This is a genomic window from Nocardia miyunensis NBRC 108239 (genome assembly GCF_001613065.1).
Taxonomy (GTDB): domain Bacteria; phylum Actinomycetota; class Actinomycetes; order Mycobacteriales; family Mycobacteriaceae; genus Nocardia; species Nocardia miyunensis.
Genome location: NZ_BDBQ01000023.1, coordinates 43,126 through 58,653, shown reverse-complemented (window position 1 = coordinate 58,653; position 15,528 = coordinate 43,126). Strand labels below are relative to the sequence as shown.

At 64.7% G+C, this 15,528-nt stretch carries 16 protein-coding genes and 1 pseudogene; 7 read left to right on the top strand and 10 right to left on the bottom strand.

Annotation, left to right across the window (positions count from 1 at the left end; translation table 11 throughout):
* Nucleotides 1–10 precede the first annotated feature (10 nt).
* Together NM2_RS10200 and NM2_RS10195 are read right to left on the bottom strand one after the other, a co-directional pair.
* Nucleotides 11–1,996 carry a serine/threonine-protein kinase gene (locus tag NM2_RS10200; RefSeq protein ID WP_067666994.1) on the bottom strand — a complete coding sequence of 662 codons (1,986 nt, stop codon included), beginning with the start codon at nucleotides 1,994–1,996 and terminating at the stop codon, nucleotides 11–13.
* A 204-nt stretch (nucleotides 1,997–2,200) separates the two neighbouring features.
* Entirely contained in the window at nucleotides 2,201–2,416 is a 216-nt protein-coding gene (locus NM2_RS10195; RefSeq protein WP_067667044.1) for an uS14 family ribosomal protein, read from the bottom strand.
* Nucleotides 2,417–2,456: 40 nt separating this feature from the next.
* Between NM2_RS10195 and NM2_RS10190 the strand changes: the two genes are divergently transcribed.
* Complete coding sequence (locus NM2_RS10190) at nucleotides 2,457–2,864, top strand: type I restriction-modification enzyme R subunit C-terminal domain-containing protein (protein ID WP_084530662.1); 408 nt, start codon at nucleotides 2,457–2,459, stop codon at nucleotides 2,862–2,864.
* Nucleotides 2,865–2,915: 51 nt separating this feature from the next.
* The gene (locus NM2_RS10185) at nucleotides 2,916–3,569 is read left to right on the top strand and encodes a Uma2 family endonuclease (protein WP_067666990.1); all 654 of its coding nucleotides are present in this window, start codon (nucleotides 2,916–2,918) and stop codon (nucleotides 3,567–3,569) included.
* A gap of 60 nt (nucleotides 3,570–3,629) precedes the next feature.
* On the opposite strand, the pseudogene NM2_RS47340 reads toward NM2_RS10185, so the two are convergent.
* A pseudogene (locus tag NM2_RS47340) lies at nucleotides 3,630–3,960 on the bottom strand (IS256 family transposase); the annotation flags it as partial.
* The gene (locus NM2_RS10180; RefSeq protein WP_067666988.1) at nucleotides 3,961–4,812 is read right to left on the bottom strand and encodes an RpnC/YadD family protein; all 852 of its coding nucleotides are present in this window, start codon (nucleotides 4,810–4,812) and stop codon (nucleotides 3,961–3,963) included.
* Between the two features lie 279 nt (nucleotides 4,813–5,091).
* Between NM2_RS10180 and NM2_RS10175 the strand changes: the two genes are divergently transcribed.
* Genes NM2_RS10175 through NM2_RS48895 form a run of 3 tightly spaced genes read left to right on the top strand, consistent with a single transcriptional unit; the run spans nucleotide 5,092 to nucleotide 7,069 of the window.
* Nucleotides 5,092–5,283 (top strand): hypothetical protein, encoded by a 192-nt coding sequence (locus tag NM2_RS10175; RefSeq protein ID WP_157121012.1) that lies wholly within the window; start codon nucleotides 5,092–5,094, stop codon nucleotides 5,281–5,283.
* A gap of 42 nt (nucleotides 5,284–5,325) precedes the next feature.
* The gene (locus tag NM2_RS48900; RefSeq protein WP_157121011.1) at nucleotides 5,326–6,735 is read left to right on the top strand and encodes a hypothetical protein; all 1,410 of its coding nucleotides are present in this window, start codon (nucleotides 5,326–5,328) and stop codon (nucleotides 6,733–6,735) included.
* Between the two features lie 40 nt (nucleotides 6,736–6,775).
* Entirely contained in the window at nucleotides 6,776–7,069 is a 294-nt protein-coding gene (locus NM2_RS48895) for a hypothetical protein (protein WP_157121010.1), read from the top strand.
* A 189-nt stretch (nucleotides 7,070–7,258) separates the two neighbouring features.
* Here the strand turns inward: NM2_RS48895 and NM2_RS10160 are convergent, their stop codons facing one another.
* Genes NM2_RS10160 through rplN form a run of 4 tightly spaced genes read right to left on the bottom strand, consistent with a single transcriptional unit; the run spans nucleotide 7,259 to nucleotide 8,699 of the window.
* On the bottom strand, nucleotides 7,259–7,444 hold the full coding sequence (locus tag NM2_RS10160) for a type Z 30S ribosomal protein S14 (RefSeq protein WP_029923637.1): 186 nt from the start codon (nucleotides 7,442–7,444) through the stop codon (nucleotides 7,259–7,261).
* 4 nt (nucleotides 7,445–7,448) lie between these two features.
* On the bottom strand, nucleotides 7,449–8,015 hold the full coding sequence (rplE, locus tag NM2_RS10155) for a 50S ribosomal protein L5 (RefSeq protein WP_067666980.1): 567 nt from the start codon (nucleotides 8,013–8,015) through the stop codon (nucleotides 7,449–7,451).
* Nucleotides 8,015–8,329, bottom strand: a complete 315-nt coding sequence (gene rplX / locus NM2_RS10150) for a 50S ribosomal protein L24 (RefSeq protein ID WP_040818503.1) — start codon at nucleotides 8,327–8,329, stop codon at nucleotides 8,015–8,017. The genes rplE and rplX overlap by 1 nt, the downstream gene beginning before the upstream one ends.
* 1 nt (nucleotide 8,330) lies before the next feature.
* On the bottom strand, nucleotides 8,331–8,699 hold the full coding sequence (gene rplN / locus NM2_RS10145; RefSeq protein WP_040818501.1) for a 50S ribosomal protein L14: 369 nt from the start codon (nucleotides 8,697–8,699) through the stop codon (nucleotides 8,331–8,333).
* 309 nt (nucleotides 8,700–9,008) lie between these two features.
* Between rplN and NM2_RS10140 the strand changes: the two genes are divergently transcribed.
* On the top strand, nucleotides 9,009–11,042 hold the full coding sequence (locus NM2_RS10140; protein WP_245717944.1) for a M13 family metallopeptidase: 2,034 nt from the start codon (nucleotides 9,009–9,011) through the stop codon (nucleotides 11,040–11,042).
* Between the two features lie 102 nt (nucleotides 11,043–11,144).
* Nucleotides 11,145–11,528, top strand: coding sequence for a hypothetical protein (locus tag NM2_RS10135; protein ID WP_067666979.1), 384 nt, complete (start codon nucleotides 11,145–11,147; stop codon nucleotides 11,526–11,528).
* 30 nt (nucleotides 11,529–11,558) lie between these two features.
* Here the strand turns inward: NM2_RS10135 and NM2_RS10130 are convergent, their stop codons facing one another.
* Both NM2_RS10130 and NM2_RS10125 read right to left on the bottom strand, forming a co-directional pair.
* Nucleotides 11,559–11,885 carry a hypothetical protein gene (locus NM2_RS10130; RefSeq protein WP_157121009.1) on the bottom strand — a complete coding sequence of 109 codons (327 nt, stop codon included), beginning with the start codon at nucleotides 11,883–11,885 and terminating at the stop codon, nucleotides 11,559–11,561.
* A gap of 14 nt (nucleotides 11,886–11,899) precedes the next feature.
* The gene (locus NM2_RS10125) at nucleotides 11,900–15,331 is read right to left on the bottom strand and encodes a WXG100-like domain-containing protein (RefSeq protein WP_067666975.1); all 3,432 of its coding nucleotides are present in this window, start codon (nucleotides 15,329–15,331) and stop codon (nucleotides 11,900–11,902) included.
* Nucleotides 15,332–15,528 lie beyond the last annotated feature (197 nt).

Here is a 15,528-nt window from a genome sequence, read left to right as displayed (position 1 = left end):
CCCGCCTGAGTCACGGTGACTGGATAGGTCCGGTGGTCGGCATCGTCGGGGCGAGGGCCGGGTGCAGACCGATCGACCCGACGGGCCGCATGTCGACGGTAGCGTGGCTGGTCGCGGGACAGGGGGCGGTTTTGTCGCGGGACCACGTGCCGGTGAAGGAGTCGGCGGAATCCGGACTGGTATCGGATCGGACCAGATTCCAGCGAATGGTCGCGGTGGTGTGGGGCTCGTTCGAATCGTTGTAGCAGGGATAAGGAGTGTCGTAGACGATGCCCCATGTTCCGCCCGCGTACACGAGCATCGGAGCGAAGACGGCACGCGGATCCGCGCGGGGATCCGCGCTCGGGTCGGACAGGGTCGTCGCCGCGCAACGATCGCCCGTGCGTAGGCAGATGGTGTCGTATCGCTGCCGAAACTGTTCCGGCGCAGGAGGATTCGGAACTTCCGGGGTCGGGCTGTAGGTGATGGTCACCTTGTAGGTCCCGTTCATCGCCGTCGGCGGCGGATCGACGGGAGCGGGGATGTCCTCGGGTGCGGCGACGTGGACCTTGGAGTCGATGTTGCCGAGGCGGGACAGTGCCATCCCACTCTCCTGGGCATATACACAGGGCCCGCCGACATAGCCCCGGTACGTTCCCGTCCACTGCGATCCGGACGACCGTAGTGCCACTTGCTGCCATCCCTGAACCATCTGCGGTGCGTGGGTGATCGGGCTGATGCAATCGTTATCGGGCCAAGGTTTCACCTCTCTGGTGACCATCCACGCGCCATCGCGATAGTCGGCGACGAACTGGGTCGGAGCACTCCCCGGAACGCTCGGATTCTCGCTGGTGATCGAGGCCACGCACCGGTCGCTGTGCGGCGGGCAGCGCGACCGGACCGACCACACCCGGGTATCGGTGGCGGCTTCGACCGGCTTCCCGTTCACGGTCTGGTGGGTATAGGTGACTCCATACTTGCCGTCGAAGGCGACTGTGGGCGAGGCCCCGTGGCTCAGCCGCCACAGTCCCGCCACCGCGGCAGCGGCGATCAGCACCGCGACCGCGACCACCATCGCCCTGATGACAGGACGTTTCCGTCGTTGTGCGAGTCGGGTGCGCTGCATTCGATTCGATCGAAGCGAGGCCAGGAAGCGATGCTCGGACGGTTTCGGTAACGGTGTCGCCGGGACCGTCGGCGGCGTGTCGGCCAGCGCGGTACCGGCGGCGACGGCCAGCTCTCCGGCGGTCGAGTAGCGGTCGTCCGGGCTTTTCGCCAGGCCGCGGGCGACGACATGGTCGAACCCGCCCGGCAGGTCGGACCGCCGCAGGCTCGGCGCGGGGGGTTCGGCGGTCAGATGTGCCGCGATCTGTTGTTCCGCACTGGTACCCGGGTACGGCGGGGTTCCGGTCAGGCATTCGCACAACACGCAGGTCAGGGCATACACATCCGATCGGCCGTCGACGACGTCGTCGGTGAATCGCTCCGGAGCCATATAGGCCAGGGTGCCGATCATCGTGCTGGTTCGGGTCAGCCGGGGATCCTCGGCCGAGCGGCAGATGCCGAAGTCGATCAGGTACACGAAACCGCTGTCGTTGACCAGCAGGTTGGACGGTTTGACGTCGCGGTGCACCAGACCTTGCTCATGTGCCGCATCCAGCGCCGACGCGGCTTGCGCGATCACCGCGACCGCCGTCTTCGGTTGCATGGCACCGTCGCGTTTCAGCAGGGTTCTCAGATCGATGCCGTCGATCAGGCGCATGTCCAGGTAGAAGCGACCATCGATTTCGCCGTAGCCATGGATCGGGATCACATGCGGTTCCCGCAGCCGGGCGGTGTCGTGCGCCTCGCGCCGGAATCGTTCCCGGAAATTGGGATCGCTCGCACAATGTTCCGGCAGCACCTTGATGGCCACGATCCGATCGGTGACGGTGTCGTAGGCCCGCCAAACCTGGCCCATGCCACCCTCACCGATCAGCTCTTGCAGCTGGTAGCGGCCGAACGCCCTGGCGCTCACCGACCACCTCCCGCGCTGATGGTTCGCGTTCGCCGCGAGAAATCCACGTCGTGAAACGGTCGCACACCGATGATATCAACGCGTTTTACGCGTCGCGATCACGCGCCGATGAAAATACGCGAGCCCTGGCACAGCGCAATGCGCTGTGCCAGGGCTCTCGCTGTTGTCGGCACGGGGCCGGCGTTTGTTCAGATCCGGTACGAACTACCAGCTGGACTTGTGCACGCCCGGCAGCTCGCCGCGGTGCGCCATCTCGCGCAGGCACACACGGCACAGGCCGAACTTGCGGTACACCGCGTGCGGACGGCACACCCTCGCGCAGCTCGAACTACGCGATCGACTTGGTCGCCTTACGGATCTCCTCGCGGCACCGGACCTCAAAGCGCGGAGCGCATGCCGGTCTAGTCCAGATCGAAGAATCGAGTAACAGTATCGATCGTGAACGAGTTCCGCAGTTTGCATGCGGAGTTCTGGTTTGCGAACAAACCGTGCTTCTGCAGGGCATGTGTGCGGTCGACTGTCGCGATCCACTGTCAAAACCGAGCACGGCGGGCTGGGCCTGTTTCTACGCGGGTTGACCGGTCTCGATCGCGAAACCGCCGCCGCTGCCTTCGACGAGTTCCAGGCCGGGAAGAACCTCTCCGCCAACCAGCTCCACTTCCTGAACCTGCTCATCGATGTGATCGCCGAAAACGGCATCGTGGATGTCGGCGCCCTGTGGAAGCCCCCCTTCCGATCGCTCGCCCCCACCGGCCCGGAAGCCCTCTTCTCCACCGATGAGGTGCGAGAAATGGTCACCGTGTTGAAGACGCTGCGCACCACGGCCGTCCCGAGCGACACCGCGCAACCGGACCGCATCGCCACCTGAGGACAACGCGGAGCGCAGCCGGTAACTCCGCATCGCGACTACGATCGAGGCATGTCCCATCCGCACGTCGAACGGCCCGACCTCCCCGAGTACATGACGTGGGAGGAGCTCGAACAATTGCCGGACGAGATTGCCGGTCAGATCGAGCTGTGGGAAGGTCGCGTCGTCTGGTTGCGAAGAGGTCCGGCTGAACATCAGGAGTTCACCAACCTGCTGTGGAGCGGACTGCGCCGGTGCGCCCGGGAAGCGATGTCCGCAGACCCGGAACAGTGTTGGCGAGCGCACACCGAAACGAATATCTTCTTCGGCTCGAGGGGGAAATCCGATTTCGTGACCCCGGACTTTCTCGTCACTCGGTGCCTGCCGAACCCCTATCAAGATGTCCGTGCCGCAGACGTACTCCTGGTCGGCGAAGTCTTGTCGCCGTCGAATTCACAGGCCGATATGGACGAGAAGCGGGCCCGCTACGCGCGGGCGGGGATCCCCTGGTACTGGGAAGTCACACTGCAGCGAGAACAGAGCGCGATCGCCATGATCCGCATCTTCGCCCTGGAAAGCACCCACGGCGACCTGCCCGCTGGCGTCCATCCCCTCTACCCGGCCAACTACCTGCTCACCGGAAAATGGGTACCGAAGGACTCGGCGGCGATCAGCACGAAATTCCCCTTTCCCATTCATATCCCGTGGTCCGACCTCGAATTCTGAACTGCCGAACGCACCATCACCGACAGCCGGCACCGGTGCGGTCATGCCGCGGCGGCGGCACAGCAGCGGCAGCATCTCGGTGACCTGCGGCAATTTCCGCGCCCGGGCTAACAAGATCACGGAGGAAAACCGCTGCCGGACACCAGTTTCCGGACCACCCGCTTGTCGTTGACCCGGAGGGCTGTGACCCTCACCGCGCCCGCCGCGGTGAGGACTTCCCGCTCGGCGTGGTAGCCGTTGCGAACCACCAGACGGTAACCGTTCTCGTCGAGCTGTGCGGCGAACTGGGCCACATGAACAGCGACCTCGGCCGCAACACGGCCGCAAGTATGTGGCGGGCACCGTCGCGGACGATCTCATCGAGCAGCAACCGGGTCGCCCCGGCCTGCAACTACTCCTCGAAGACCTCCTCGATGGTGGCTGCGGTAGCAGCGCGCCGCACCCACGAACTCAACAAGTCGAGATCCGAGCAGGACAGCACCCTTTGCTCGACCTCCTCGGGAACAGGCAACTGCCGGGCACGAAGGATCGTCAGCAGCGCTGAGGCTTCTCCCTTTGCTTCTCCCTCGGCGTAGTACCGCCGCGCGAACTCACTCTTGTACTGGTAGGTGCCGGTTGCCATAAGAGTCTCCAGGAGTTTCCGGGCCGCCCGCGGCAGTATCGCGAGTACCAGGTCAATGTACATTTGACCGTTCGCGACGTCGACCATCTCGGCGGCGAAGACCGCGAGGATCTGCTCACGATCGGGGTGATTGCGGTGGGCAACTGCTGACAGCACGGCCAGCTCGGGGTTTCGGCCGACCTGCGCGCGGTCGGTGATCACCGGCACGTCTGCGGGGCCGAAGACGACCGGTACCAGGGTGCAGCGGGGAGCGAGTAAGAGTGGCCGGCGACAGCGGGCGGCAGTGCGATCGTCGGCGCACAGAACCAAAAGGACTGTGGGGCATCGCAATCGGGCGCGCAGCGTGGTGAGGTAGACTGGCCAGCTCCAGCCTTTCTCCGGGTCGGGCCGTAATTGAACCTCGATCACCACAGCCAGTACCGGGCTGTTGCCATTGGTCAACGCGACGACCGCATCTGCGCGGTACTCGGTCGGGTCGATATCCGGAAAGTCGCCGGATTCCAGTCGCGCGTGGTCGAACTCGGGGACGGCGCACTCGTCGGAGAGCGTCAGGAGATCGGCCGCTAAACGTGGACGCTGCCGAAACAGATCGGCAACCGCCTCGTGCAGAACGGAGGGCATGGGCGAAGACTACCGACGAACACCGACAGTTTGAATCCGAATTTTCAACGGACACAGAAGGATTCAGACCAGAGCAGACCGCAGCCATCTGGACGACTCCACTCCGGACGAGCGCAGCAGAGCTATCGACCATTCGACGTGTCCGCACGAGCGAGAGTCACCGCGGCCGATGCCACGGGTGCGGTTCGAGGGGCGAGGGACGAAGGCAGATCGACACCGTCGAGGCAACAGATGTGCCGGGCCGCATCGGGTTCAGCGGATACACTGCCGGAACTCGCTGTGAGTGTCGCCGACAGCGCTCACGTGGAAGTCCGCGTCGAGATCGCCACGATGACACCAAACGGCTTCGGCGATGGTAAATTTCGCACTGTCAACGAGAATGCCGCCGTGCTCGAATCCGAGCAGTCGGGTTTCGAGGAGGCCTGTCCAGATGCCGCTCGCATACCGTTCGTTCTTCCGCGTTCGGGATGAGCCGAGCTGCTCGAACTGGCTACGCAACAACTCAATTCGTGGTTGCTGTCCAAGCGCTGGGACCCCGACGTGTTGCAATTCGGTGCATCGAAAGACATCGCTCCAGGTGTCGTCGGCGTCGCTCTACTCGAACAGTCTCGCGATGGTTCACAGACAACACGGCACCGATTCGTCCAGGATTCGGGTTGGGCGACCGAGTTGACAGTCCACCGTCTCCGCTCGAAGCGGGACGGCTGGGTATGGATCGATCTCGAAAGCCCGGAGAAAGGACCTGCCGCAAAGGCACCTCGACTTGCACGGGACCTACTGGAAGTGCTCCCCGGCCGAGACGGCAACCACTTGCTCGGTGCCGGCCCGCGCATTGTCCGGATTGACGAAGTCAGTTCAGTGCTCGACGCCCTCACAGACCCTGACCGTCGCGGACACCTATTCATCGCGGGTACCTCCCCGGAACTACCGGTGGACAAATGGTCCGGCTATGTCGAAAAGCTCTTGAAGGAGACGGTGGGGCTGGCGGCCTCCTACGTACTCGATGCGGAAGCGACCAACGAGTACAACGAATTGACGCCGTCATCGCATCGGGTAGCCCCTGGCACAGTACGAACGTTCCAGCCCGGTGCGGACCCATCGAACCCCCTCGAGTCCGTCCGGCACCGGGTACTCGGCACCGGCCGCATCGTCCGCGACGACGTGCGAGTCCTACAACGCCTCCTCGGCCGACGGGCCCGGGAGCTGTCGCTGACCGCTTCGCTCCCCACCACAGTGGCCCGACTTGACCGACGCCTGCGCGAGCAACTGGACGCCCGCCTGCTCGACCAACTCGATGCTGCGCCTCAACAATCCGCCATCCCAGCGGTCGAGGTGTTGCAAGCACCTGTCGAACCTGAACTGCATGCACCACCTGTAGTGCCCGCGACGACAGCGCTCGTCGAAACAACAATCGACAAGCCAGTTCTCGACGCACTGCGTCATGTGGTCGCCGAGGTACTGGGCACCGGCGAGCTATCCGTCGAAACTGTCTCAGCTCTGGGCAACCGCGCGGCCGACACGGACCGGCTCACCCGCGCGGCCAACACCGTTCGCAACAGGGTCCGAACGCTCGAAGACGAGGCGGACCTACAGAAGGAGGAAATTGCAAACCTGCGACGGAGCCTTGAAGACGAACAGCAGGACCGCGCGATCGCCGAGGTACAGCGGGCCGAGCTCGATCGTCAGTTACGACACTTCCGTGGCGAACTCGCCCGCGTTGCCAACCAGGCGACTGCTTGGGAAGCCACGCCCTCAGCAGAAGACATCAGACAGAAGGTTTCGACGAATTGCTGGAACGCTTCTGCGAACTGGATCACCTACAGTTCACCGGCAATGCGTCCACAACGCAAGGCCTCGACGTCCACGACCCACTCTCGGCACCTGGGCCGGACTTTGCTGGGATGCGCTGCTAGCTCTGCGTGACTACGCCAGCACCTGCGTGGCTCGTACTTGGACCGGAAGCGTGGAGGCATACCTCAGTGACACGCCCGGCGAACTCCATGGCTTTCCGCCGAACAAGCACGCGCGGGACGAGTCAGGTGATGTGCAGAAGAACCCGAAGTTTCGCTCGCCACGGCTGCTTCCAGTTCCCGATAGCGTAAACGCGCGTGGCCGGATCTTCATGGGGGCTCATTTCAAGATCGCGCAATTCGCCATGATCAGCCCACGTATGCACTACTACGACGACATCCTGCGGTCAGCAAAGATCTACATCGGCTATATCGGGCCGCATCTGCCGAGTTCGAAGACCAACTGACTGCGGCTTCGGCCCGTTCACATGCTCATCGAGATCGACCGGGTTGACACGAGGGCTCGGTACGGCAAAACGATGCGGCAGATGGCGAGCTGGTTTGGGCACGGCGAAGGGTGCGGACTCTCTGGAGTCCGCACCCTTCGGCGATTCGATTGTTGCGCTCAGTGCGTGCGCTGCCTCAGCAGCGCGAGCTCACCAGGAGCTCTTGTGCACGCCCGGCAGCTCGCCGCGGTGCGCCATCTCGCGCAGGCACACACGGCACAGGCCGAACTTGCGGTACACCGCGTGCGGGCGACCGCAACGCTGGCAGCGGGTGTAGGCGCGAACGGCGAACTTCGGCTTCGCGTTGGCCTTGTTGATCAGAGCTTTCTTAGCCATGTGCTCAGTTCTCCTTGAACGGGAAGCCGAGGTGCTTGAGCAGCGCGCGACCCTCGTCGTTGTTGGTCGCGGTGGTCACCACGGTGATATCCATACCACGGGGACGATCGATGCTGTCCACGTCGATCTCGTGGAACATCGACTGCTCGCTCAGACCGAACGTGTAGTTGCCGTGGCCGTCGAACTGCTTGGGCGACAGACCACGGAAGTCCCGGATACGCGGCAGCGCGATGGACACCAGACGGTCCAGGAACTCCCACATCCGGTCGCCACGCAGAGTGACCTTCGCGCCGATCGGCATGCCCTCACGCAGCTTGAACTGCGCGATCGACTTGGTGGCCTTACGGATCTCGGGCTTCTGACCGGTGATCAGCGTCAGGTCGTTGACCGCGCCGTTGATCAGCTTCGCGTCACGGGCGGCGTCACCGACACCCATGTTCACCACGACCTTCACCACGCCGGGGATCTGCATGACGTTGGCGTAGCCGAATTCCTTGTTCAGCTCGTCCCGGATCTCCTCGCGGTACCGGACCTTGAGGCGGGGCAGAATCTTGTTCTCGGTGGTGGTCATCAGATGTCCTTCCCGTTGCGACGGGAGATGCGCACCCGCTTGCCGTTCTCGTCGGTGCGGTAGCCCACGCGGGTCGGCTTGCCGTCCGAGTCGACGACCATCACGTTCGACACGTGGATGGGCGCTTCCTGGGTAACGATGCCGCCGGAGCTGGCGCCACGCTGGTTCGCGGAGTTCGCGACATGCTTCTTGATCCGGTTCACGCCCTCGACCAGGACCTTCTCGGTCGCCGGGTAGGCCTGGATGACCTTGCCCTTGGCGCCCTTGTCCTTACCGGAGACGACGATGACGGTATCGCCCTTGTGCACCTTCATGTCAGAGCACCTCCGGGGCCAGCGAGACGATCTTCATGAACTTCTTCTCACGCAGCTCGCGGCCGACGGGGCCGAAGATGCGGGTGCCACGCGGATCGTTGTCCGCCTTGATCAGCACCGCGGCGTTCTCGTCGAAGCGGATGTACGAGCCATCCGGACGACGGCGCTCCTTGACGGTGCGCACGATGACAGCCTTGACGACCTCACCCTTTTTGACGTTGCCGCCGGGGATGGCGTCCTTCACGGTGGCGACGATGATATCGCCGATACCGGCATAGCGACGCGACGAACCACCGAGCACCCGGATGCACAAGATCTCCTTGGCACCCGTGTTGTCGGCGACGCGCAGTCGCGACTCCTGCTGAATCACTTCAGCTCCTCCTAGACCTGGACGAAATGCACGCCGGATTTCCGACCCGACGGGCATGGTCAGTTACCCTTCGCACGCGCGCCTGCCAGCGGTTTTACCAGGATCCGGAGATCAACCACTGTGGGTTCGCGGCCGAAGTGCGGGCACAGCTGTCCCGCAAGCAACCGGATCAGTGTAGCCAAGCCGCAGGTCGGGCCCAAATCCGGGTCATCGCGGGCTCGTTCACCCGCTTCTCAGGAGATTCCAGTAGCCTCGGGCCGAGCTAGGGCCAACCACTTTCGCCACGCAGTAGTCGGGAGAGGATTCTCTGTGAGTTCGTCGCGTCGTCCGGTTCATCTGGATCGCCGTTCGTTCCTGGTCGCGCTCGGCGCCGTACCGGTTGCCGCGGCCCTGGCCTCCTGCAAGGACAGCGATTCCGCCTCGAAACCGCCCACCGGGCCGGACCTGTCGGGCATGGACAAGGCCGTGCGTCCGCAGGACGATCTGTTCCGGCACGTCAACGGCACGTGGCTGCGCACCTATCAACTGCCGCCGGACAAGACCAGCTTCGGCACCTTCACCGAGGTTTCCGACCGGGTCGAGGGGCAGCTGAAGGATGTCATCAACGGGATCAAGGATCCGAAGGACGGCACCGCGGAGCAGCAGATCCGCGATCTGTACGACGCGCGCATGGACGAGGCCACTCTCGACAAACTCGGCCTGACCCCCCTGGCCGGGCTGTTCGCCGAGATCGACGGGGCGGCGACCAAACCCGATCTCGCCAAGGTGATGGGCGCCCTGCCGCTGGGCGGGCTGATAGGGCTCGGCGTCACCGTCGACCAGAAGAATTCCAACGCCTACCTGCCCTCGATCGACCAGTCCGGCCTGGGCATGAGCGAGCAGTACTACAGCAAACCGCAGTACGCACAGTATCTCGCGGCCTATTCGACCCTGTTGCGCAAGCTCGCGGCCGGCGGCGGCCTGCCCGACCCGAACGGCGCGGCGCAGCGCGTACTCGATCTGGAGAAGCAGATCGCCGCGGCATTCTGGGACAACGTGCGGACCCGGGACAGCGACGCCACCTACAACCTGAGGTCCTGGGACGAGGTCAAGGCGCTTGCCCCCGAATTCGATTGGGAGCCTTGGCTTTCCGGAAGCACAAATCGACCGAAGGACCTGTTCGCGAAGGTCGTCGTCGGTGAGCCGTCCTTCGTCACCACCGCCGGGAAAATCTGGGCCGCAACCGATATCGCGATCTGGCGCGACTACCTGAAGCTGGCCCTGCTGCGCAGCTACGCCAGGTACATGACCAAGACGCTCTCCGATGCCAACTTCGAGTACGTGAAGGTCACCTCGGGCATACAGCAGCGACCCGAACTGTGGAAATCCGCGGTCGGCGTGGTCGACGGCAATCTGGGCGAGGTGCTCGGAAAACTCTACGTGGCCAAGTACTTTCCCGCCGAGGCCAAGGACCGGGCCAAGCAGTTGGTCGACAATCTGCTCGCCGCGTACCGGCAGAACTTCCGCAACTCCAGCTGGATGTCCCCGGCGACGCGTGATGCCGCCATCGCCAAACTGGGCAAGATCACGGTCAAGATCGGCTACCCGGACAAGTGGGAGGACTATTCGAAGGTTAAGGTCACCCGCGGCAAACTCGTCGAATCCCTGCTCGCGATCAATGCTTTCGAGTCCCAGCGCGCGATGAACAAGCTCGGCACCCCGGTCGACAAGACCGAATGGGGTATGACCCCGCAGACGGTCAACGCCTACTACGACGTGACCTCCAACTCGATCAATTTCCCCGCCGCGATCCTGCAGGCCCCGTTCTTCGACAAGGACGCCGAGGCGGCGGTCAACTACGGCGCGATCGGCGCGGTCATCGGCCACGAGATCGGCCACGGCTTCGACGATCAGGGCTCCAAGTACGACGGCGACGGCAACCGCAAGGACTGGTGGACCCCGCAGGATCAAGCCGCGTTCGACGCCAAGACCAAACAGCTCATCGCCCAGTACGACGTGCTGGTCCCCGAGGGCCTGCCACCGACCGAGCATGTCAACGGCGCGCTCACGGTCGGCGAGAACCTCGCCGACCTGCGCGGACTGATGATCTCCCTGTCCGCCTTCCGCATCGACCTGAAGACCGACGCCCCGAACTACACCGACGTGTTCCTGGCCTGGGGCCGCAACTGGCGCAGCAAGCAAACCACCCAGTACACCCAGTCGCTCCTGGCCACCGACCCCCACTCCCCCAACGAATTCCGCTGCAACCAGGTCGTCCGCAACCTCCCGGAGTTCTACCAGACCTTCGGCGTCAAAGAGAGCGACAAACTGTTCCTCGCCCAGGACCAGCGCGTGAGCCTCTAGCACCGTCCCCCGGGGCGGGCCGATCACCATCCGCGAATCACCCCCGCCCCGGTTACGATCGAAGCGCGGACTCGAAAACCCATCGGAGGGGACGACATCCAGATGAGCGACCCGACCACCTCGCCCCCGCGCCTGGCCCGCGTCTACGACGGCCGCGACCCGAACGGCCACCCCATCGCCGACCGCGCCCCCCTGGACCCCGCCCTGACCGAGGCGCTGCTGACCTACCTGGAGTCCGCCCCCATAATCCTGGCCGCCCGCAGCTTCGACGTCGACGAATTCGCCCCCACCGACCGCGACGTCCCGCTGAACTACCGCACCGACGGCACCTGGATCTGGGCAGGCTCGGTCCCCCACTACCTCCGCAAACACGGCCTGTCCCCGGAACCGGAGTTGGTCCGCCACGTCCAGGCCCGCGATTTTCTCCTCGGCGAGGTGGACAGCGCGGCAAAAGACCGAGCGGTGTCGGTCATAACTGGCGCGTGATGACCGACACCGCTCGGCAAATGTCGCGGGTCAATTCGCGTAGGCGAACTGCGCAACCATCGTCCACTGTCCCTGGGCGTCCTTCAGATACTCATAAGTCACCCCGGTGAACCCCGTGGATGCACGTTCGTGGGCAGTCACCAGATCTGCGATCGCCTGAATCAGCTCACCCGGCGGGATTATCGCCGACTGAGTATCGGCAGAAAGCGAAACACCGATCCGCTTATCGCGAAGTTCCACTTTCAGGGTGGCACGGGTGTCGTCCTCGTACATCTCCCGCAGGACCTGCTGGCCAATTGCCGCATCGAGGACCTTCTGCTCCTCGGGGGGTACTGCCGACATTTCACTCCATTCCACGGACTTACCAGATTTCAGCGGGACAAATAATTGGAGTGCAGCGGATATGCACGCCCCTCCTCGCCCTTCAGAGCCGGATTATCGAGCACCACACTGAACTCCCGAATCTCTTCTCCATCAGCATCATACAGCTTGAACTCCGTATAGTTCACCCGTCCGGCGCCGTCGCGATCCAGAATCTCCGCTCTCGCGTATATTCCGGGATTCTCCGCTACAAATTTGTTGCACGCATTCTCCCAGATCTTCTTGGCAGACACATTCGAGTTTCCGTGCTGCGCGATGATGTTTTCCGAGACGTTGACATCCTTATGATTCTTCACACCGGCCTCTGGAATCAAATGACCACGATGATCGACCCCACCGATCCAGCCCACCGGGTGATCGAGGTGTGAGACTCCACGCTTCTTGTAATTTTCCGGCAATTCCATCTTGGCAACGGCTACCTCGGTCCGGTTGAGCTCATCGACCACATAGGTGGCATCGCCCAGAACCACTCGTTTGCCGGTGTCAGGCAGGAGCAGACCTCGGTCGAATTCGGACTCGGATTCGGACGGCTCCGGGCCTCGTTTCACTGCGGCGTCGTGGTCGAGACCGTGTTTGGCACTCTCCGGCGTCCCCGGGACGAAACCGTCCTCGCTCGCGGGAGTCCTGGTGCCGTCCGGGTGGGTGGTGTGCCATTCGCCGTCCGGGGGGATGCGGGGGCGGGGGTTGCCGTTGTCGTCCTTGACGGAGGTGCTGGTGTAGACGCGGCCGTGTTCGTCGGACCAGGCCTTTTCGGTGGGGGCCAGGACGTCGGTGTCGAGGTGGTTGGCCAGGCGGTTGGCGAAGCCGTTTTCCGCGGCGTCGCAGCCGATCATGCGGATGGGCTTCTCGCCGTCCCAGCCGTGCTGGCGCAGCATGTCGCCGAATTCCTCGGGCGTGTAACGGTGTTCGCCGATGCGGACGTGGCCGTCGGCGGTAACGTGAGCATCGACGGTGAAGTAGCGGTCGTCGGCGGGGACGCGACCCGCCAGCCTGCTCAGTTCCGGATCTTGCGCGTGCAGCGAGAGTCCGGCATCGGTCGGTTCGGCGTGATCGCGGAATGCGTCCTCGACGCTCGGGCGCTCGTGCGGCCCGGTCTCGTCCGGATGCGGCGAACCGTCCTCGTGATGCTCCTGATCTGTCGAATCTCGTTGCGGCTCTTCCCGTTCGTGATCGGCGGGACGTGTCGCGGGTTCGTCGTGGTCGCCGGTGCGGTGCTCCTCCGGGGTGCGCTCGGCGGGGTGGGTTCCCTCGTCGCCCGGACGCGGGTTCTCGGGCAGACCGGCGCGGACGTGGGGGTCCTCGCCGGGATGATCTGGGGGACGGGTGCCGTCGTCGTCGCCGGGGTGTTCCGGGCGGGGTGCGTCGTCGTCACCGCGGGCCCGCGCGCCGACGAGTTCGCGGGGATGGCCGGAGCTGCCCGCGCGATCCGTGCGGCTGGAATCGCCTGCCCGGGGGCTGGATTCGGCGGGGCGGGTGCTCGACTCACCGGCCCGGGAGGCGGATTCGCCTGCGCGGGGGGCACGTTCGGCGCCCGTGCTGCGGGCGCGGATCGGGGAGGAGGACTCGGGGCGGTCGCCGGTGCGGCTCGACGGGCGTTCCGGAACGCCCGGACGCGCAGCGTCGTCGGCCAGACCGGCGCGGGTCGACGGTTCCGGCGGCGCGGGTGTCTCGTGGATACCCGAGATATCGTCCGGGACAGTGAATTCCACGTCATCCACCGGTCGGGACGCGGAGACCGGAACGTCATCGGCGCGAGGCGCTTCCGAGACCGGCTGATCGAGCGAGGCACTGAACGGCTTGTCCGCGGACACGGATTCGGCGGTCGGCGGATCCGAGGTCGGCCGGGTCCCGGACGACTCGCCGCTGCCCGCCATCGGCCGCTCGGCCGGTGTGGACGTGGATTCGTCTCGCGTCGGGGCGGTTTCGGATCGGCTGGGCCGGTAGGCGCTCGACCCGTCTCCGGTGGCCGAGGGGCGTGCACTCGAGCCCGGCGCACGCACACCGTCGCCCGTCGAACCTCCCGAACGCGCCGATACCGGCGACTCCGGCCGAGCGGCGTTGTCCGAACGCGCTCCCGAGTGATCACCGGCGGCAGTGACATTCGTTCCCTCGGAACGAGATTCGGCATTGTGCGACTGCGCCGGGTGGGACTCGGCCGAATGCGACTCCGGACGCGCCTCGTCCGAACCCGTCGAATGAACCTTCGACCCGCTCTCGGACGACGTGTCGTGCGTGGACTGCGAATCCACCGGACGATCGTGCGTCGACGTCGAATGATCCTGTGTCTCAGAACTTTCCGAACCGCGCTCCGATTCCGACGGACGCGTCGAATCGTCGCCGCCGTGCTGCCCGGTACCCGAATTCTCCTCGACCGAGGACGGCGAATGTTCCCCGGCCGGCTCGACATGCGGTGAACTGCCGTCCTGACCATCCGTGGGAATCGAGACCCGCTCACGCGGCGCACCACCCTCATCGGTGAGATTCACTCGCGTATGGGGGGCGCTGCCGTCCTCGACGGTGTGGTGTCCGCCGAGCGAACCGTGCGCTCCCCAGAACGCCCCCGCGACCAGCGCACTGGGATTCAACTCCCACTTGCCCGTGTACGCCATGTCGGTCAGCCCGCTGGCCAGTGTCCCGGCCACACCGCCGGTGATCCCCGACGCAAGACCCTTGAACATCCCGCTGCTCAGGTTCCGCATCCATCCCTGCATGAGGCCACCGGCGAGACCACCCGTCAGACCGCCCGCGAGCCCCACGACGGCGGTCTTGCCGACATCACCCCAGTGGATGCCGTCCTGATGGCCGCTGAGGACCCGCGCCTCCTGATTGCCCAGATCCACCAACGCGGGCAGGGTCGCGTCCAGCACCAGGTGCATCACGAGGCGTTGCCATTGACTCTTCATCGTCGTGATCAGGACGTCCCTGAGCCCGGCCTCGACGATGTCCTTCAGCAGTTGCCGCATCGCCGCCCACGCACCGACCCGGGCAATGGCGATCGTGCCCGCCTGTGCCGCCGGCGCGAAGGGCCCCCAGCCCTCGTCGGCCAGAAGCATGGCCGCTGTCGTCAACAGCAGCGTTTCGAAATTGATCTTGCCGCCCTCGATGGAGTCACCAGTCGATTGGGCGCTGTCGCCGACGTGGTTGAACCAGCTGACCAACTGATCGATCGACTGCGATCCGGTACGCATCGACTGCAACTGCTCGATCATCGCGTCGCCGCCGGTACCGTCCGGATAGGCCGCCCGCACCGCCGCGATGGCCGCATCGATATCGGCGTCGATGTCGTCGAGTGATTTCGCCGCGTCGTGCCAGGCGTCGGCGAGGTCCCACATCTTGTACTCGTCGCCGTCGGGCCAGTGCAGGCCCAGCATGTCGAGCAGATAGTCCAGGCCGGATGGTTTGTCTATTCCGCCTCCGGCCATGGCACCCACCCCCTACGTGATCGTGCACCGCCCCCTCCCGGTGGACCACGACGACCAGTCGGTCGCAGACTCCGGATCGGGCCGCTTCCAACACCATCCAGAACGATGCTTCCCAGTACTGGGAGTCTACTATCCGCACAGGTATTGGTCACCGACGCACGACGCACCCGAAACGGCAAGCCCCGAAACCTTTGGTT

Bases quoted from the DNA above. Each gene is read 5' to 3' on its own strand.
- rplX (WP_040818503.1), bottom strand. From the start codon at position 8,329: ATGAAGGTGCACAAGGGCGATACCGTCATCGTCGTCTCCGGTAAGGAC.
- NM2_RS10125 (WP_067666975.1), bottom strand. From the start codon at position 15,331: ATGGCCGGAGGCGGAATAGACAAACCATCCGGCCTGGACTATCTGCTC.
- NM2_RS10185 (WP_067666990.1), top strand. From the start codon at position 2,916: ATGTCCCATCCGCACGTCGAACGGCCCGACCTCCCCGAGTACATGACG.
- rplE (WP_067666980.1), bottom strand. From the start codon at position 8,015: ATGACCACCACCGAGAACAAGATTCTGCCCCGCCTCAAGGTCCGGTAC.
- NM2_RS10160 (WP_029923637.1), bottom strand. From the start codon at position 7,444: ATGGCTAAGAAAGCTCTGATCAACAAGGCCAACGCGAAGCCGAAGTTC.
- NM2_RS10190 (WP_084530662.1), top strand. From the start codon at position 2,457: ATGCGGAGTTCTGGTTTGCGAACAAACCGTGCTTCTGCAGGGCATGTG.
- NM2_RS10135 (WP_067666979.1), top strand. From the start codon at position 11,145: ATGAGCGACCCGACCACCTCGCCCCCGCGCCTGGCCCGCGTCTACGAC.
- NM2_RS10180 (WP_067666988.1), bottom strand. From the start codon at position 4,812: ATGCCCTCCGTTCTGCACGAGGCGGTTGCCGATCTGTTTCGGCAGCGT.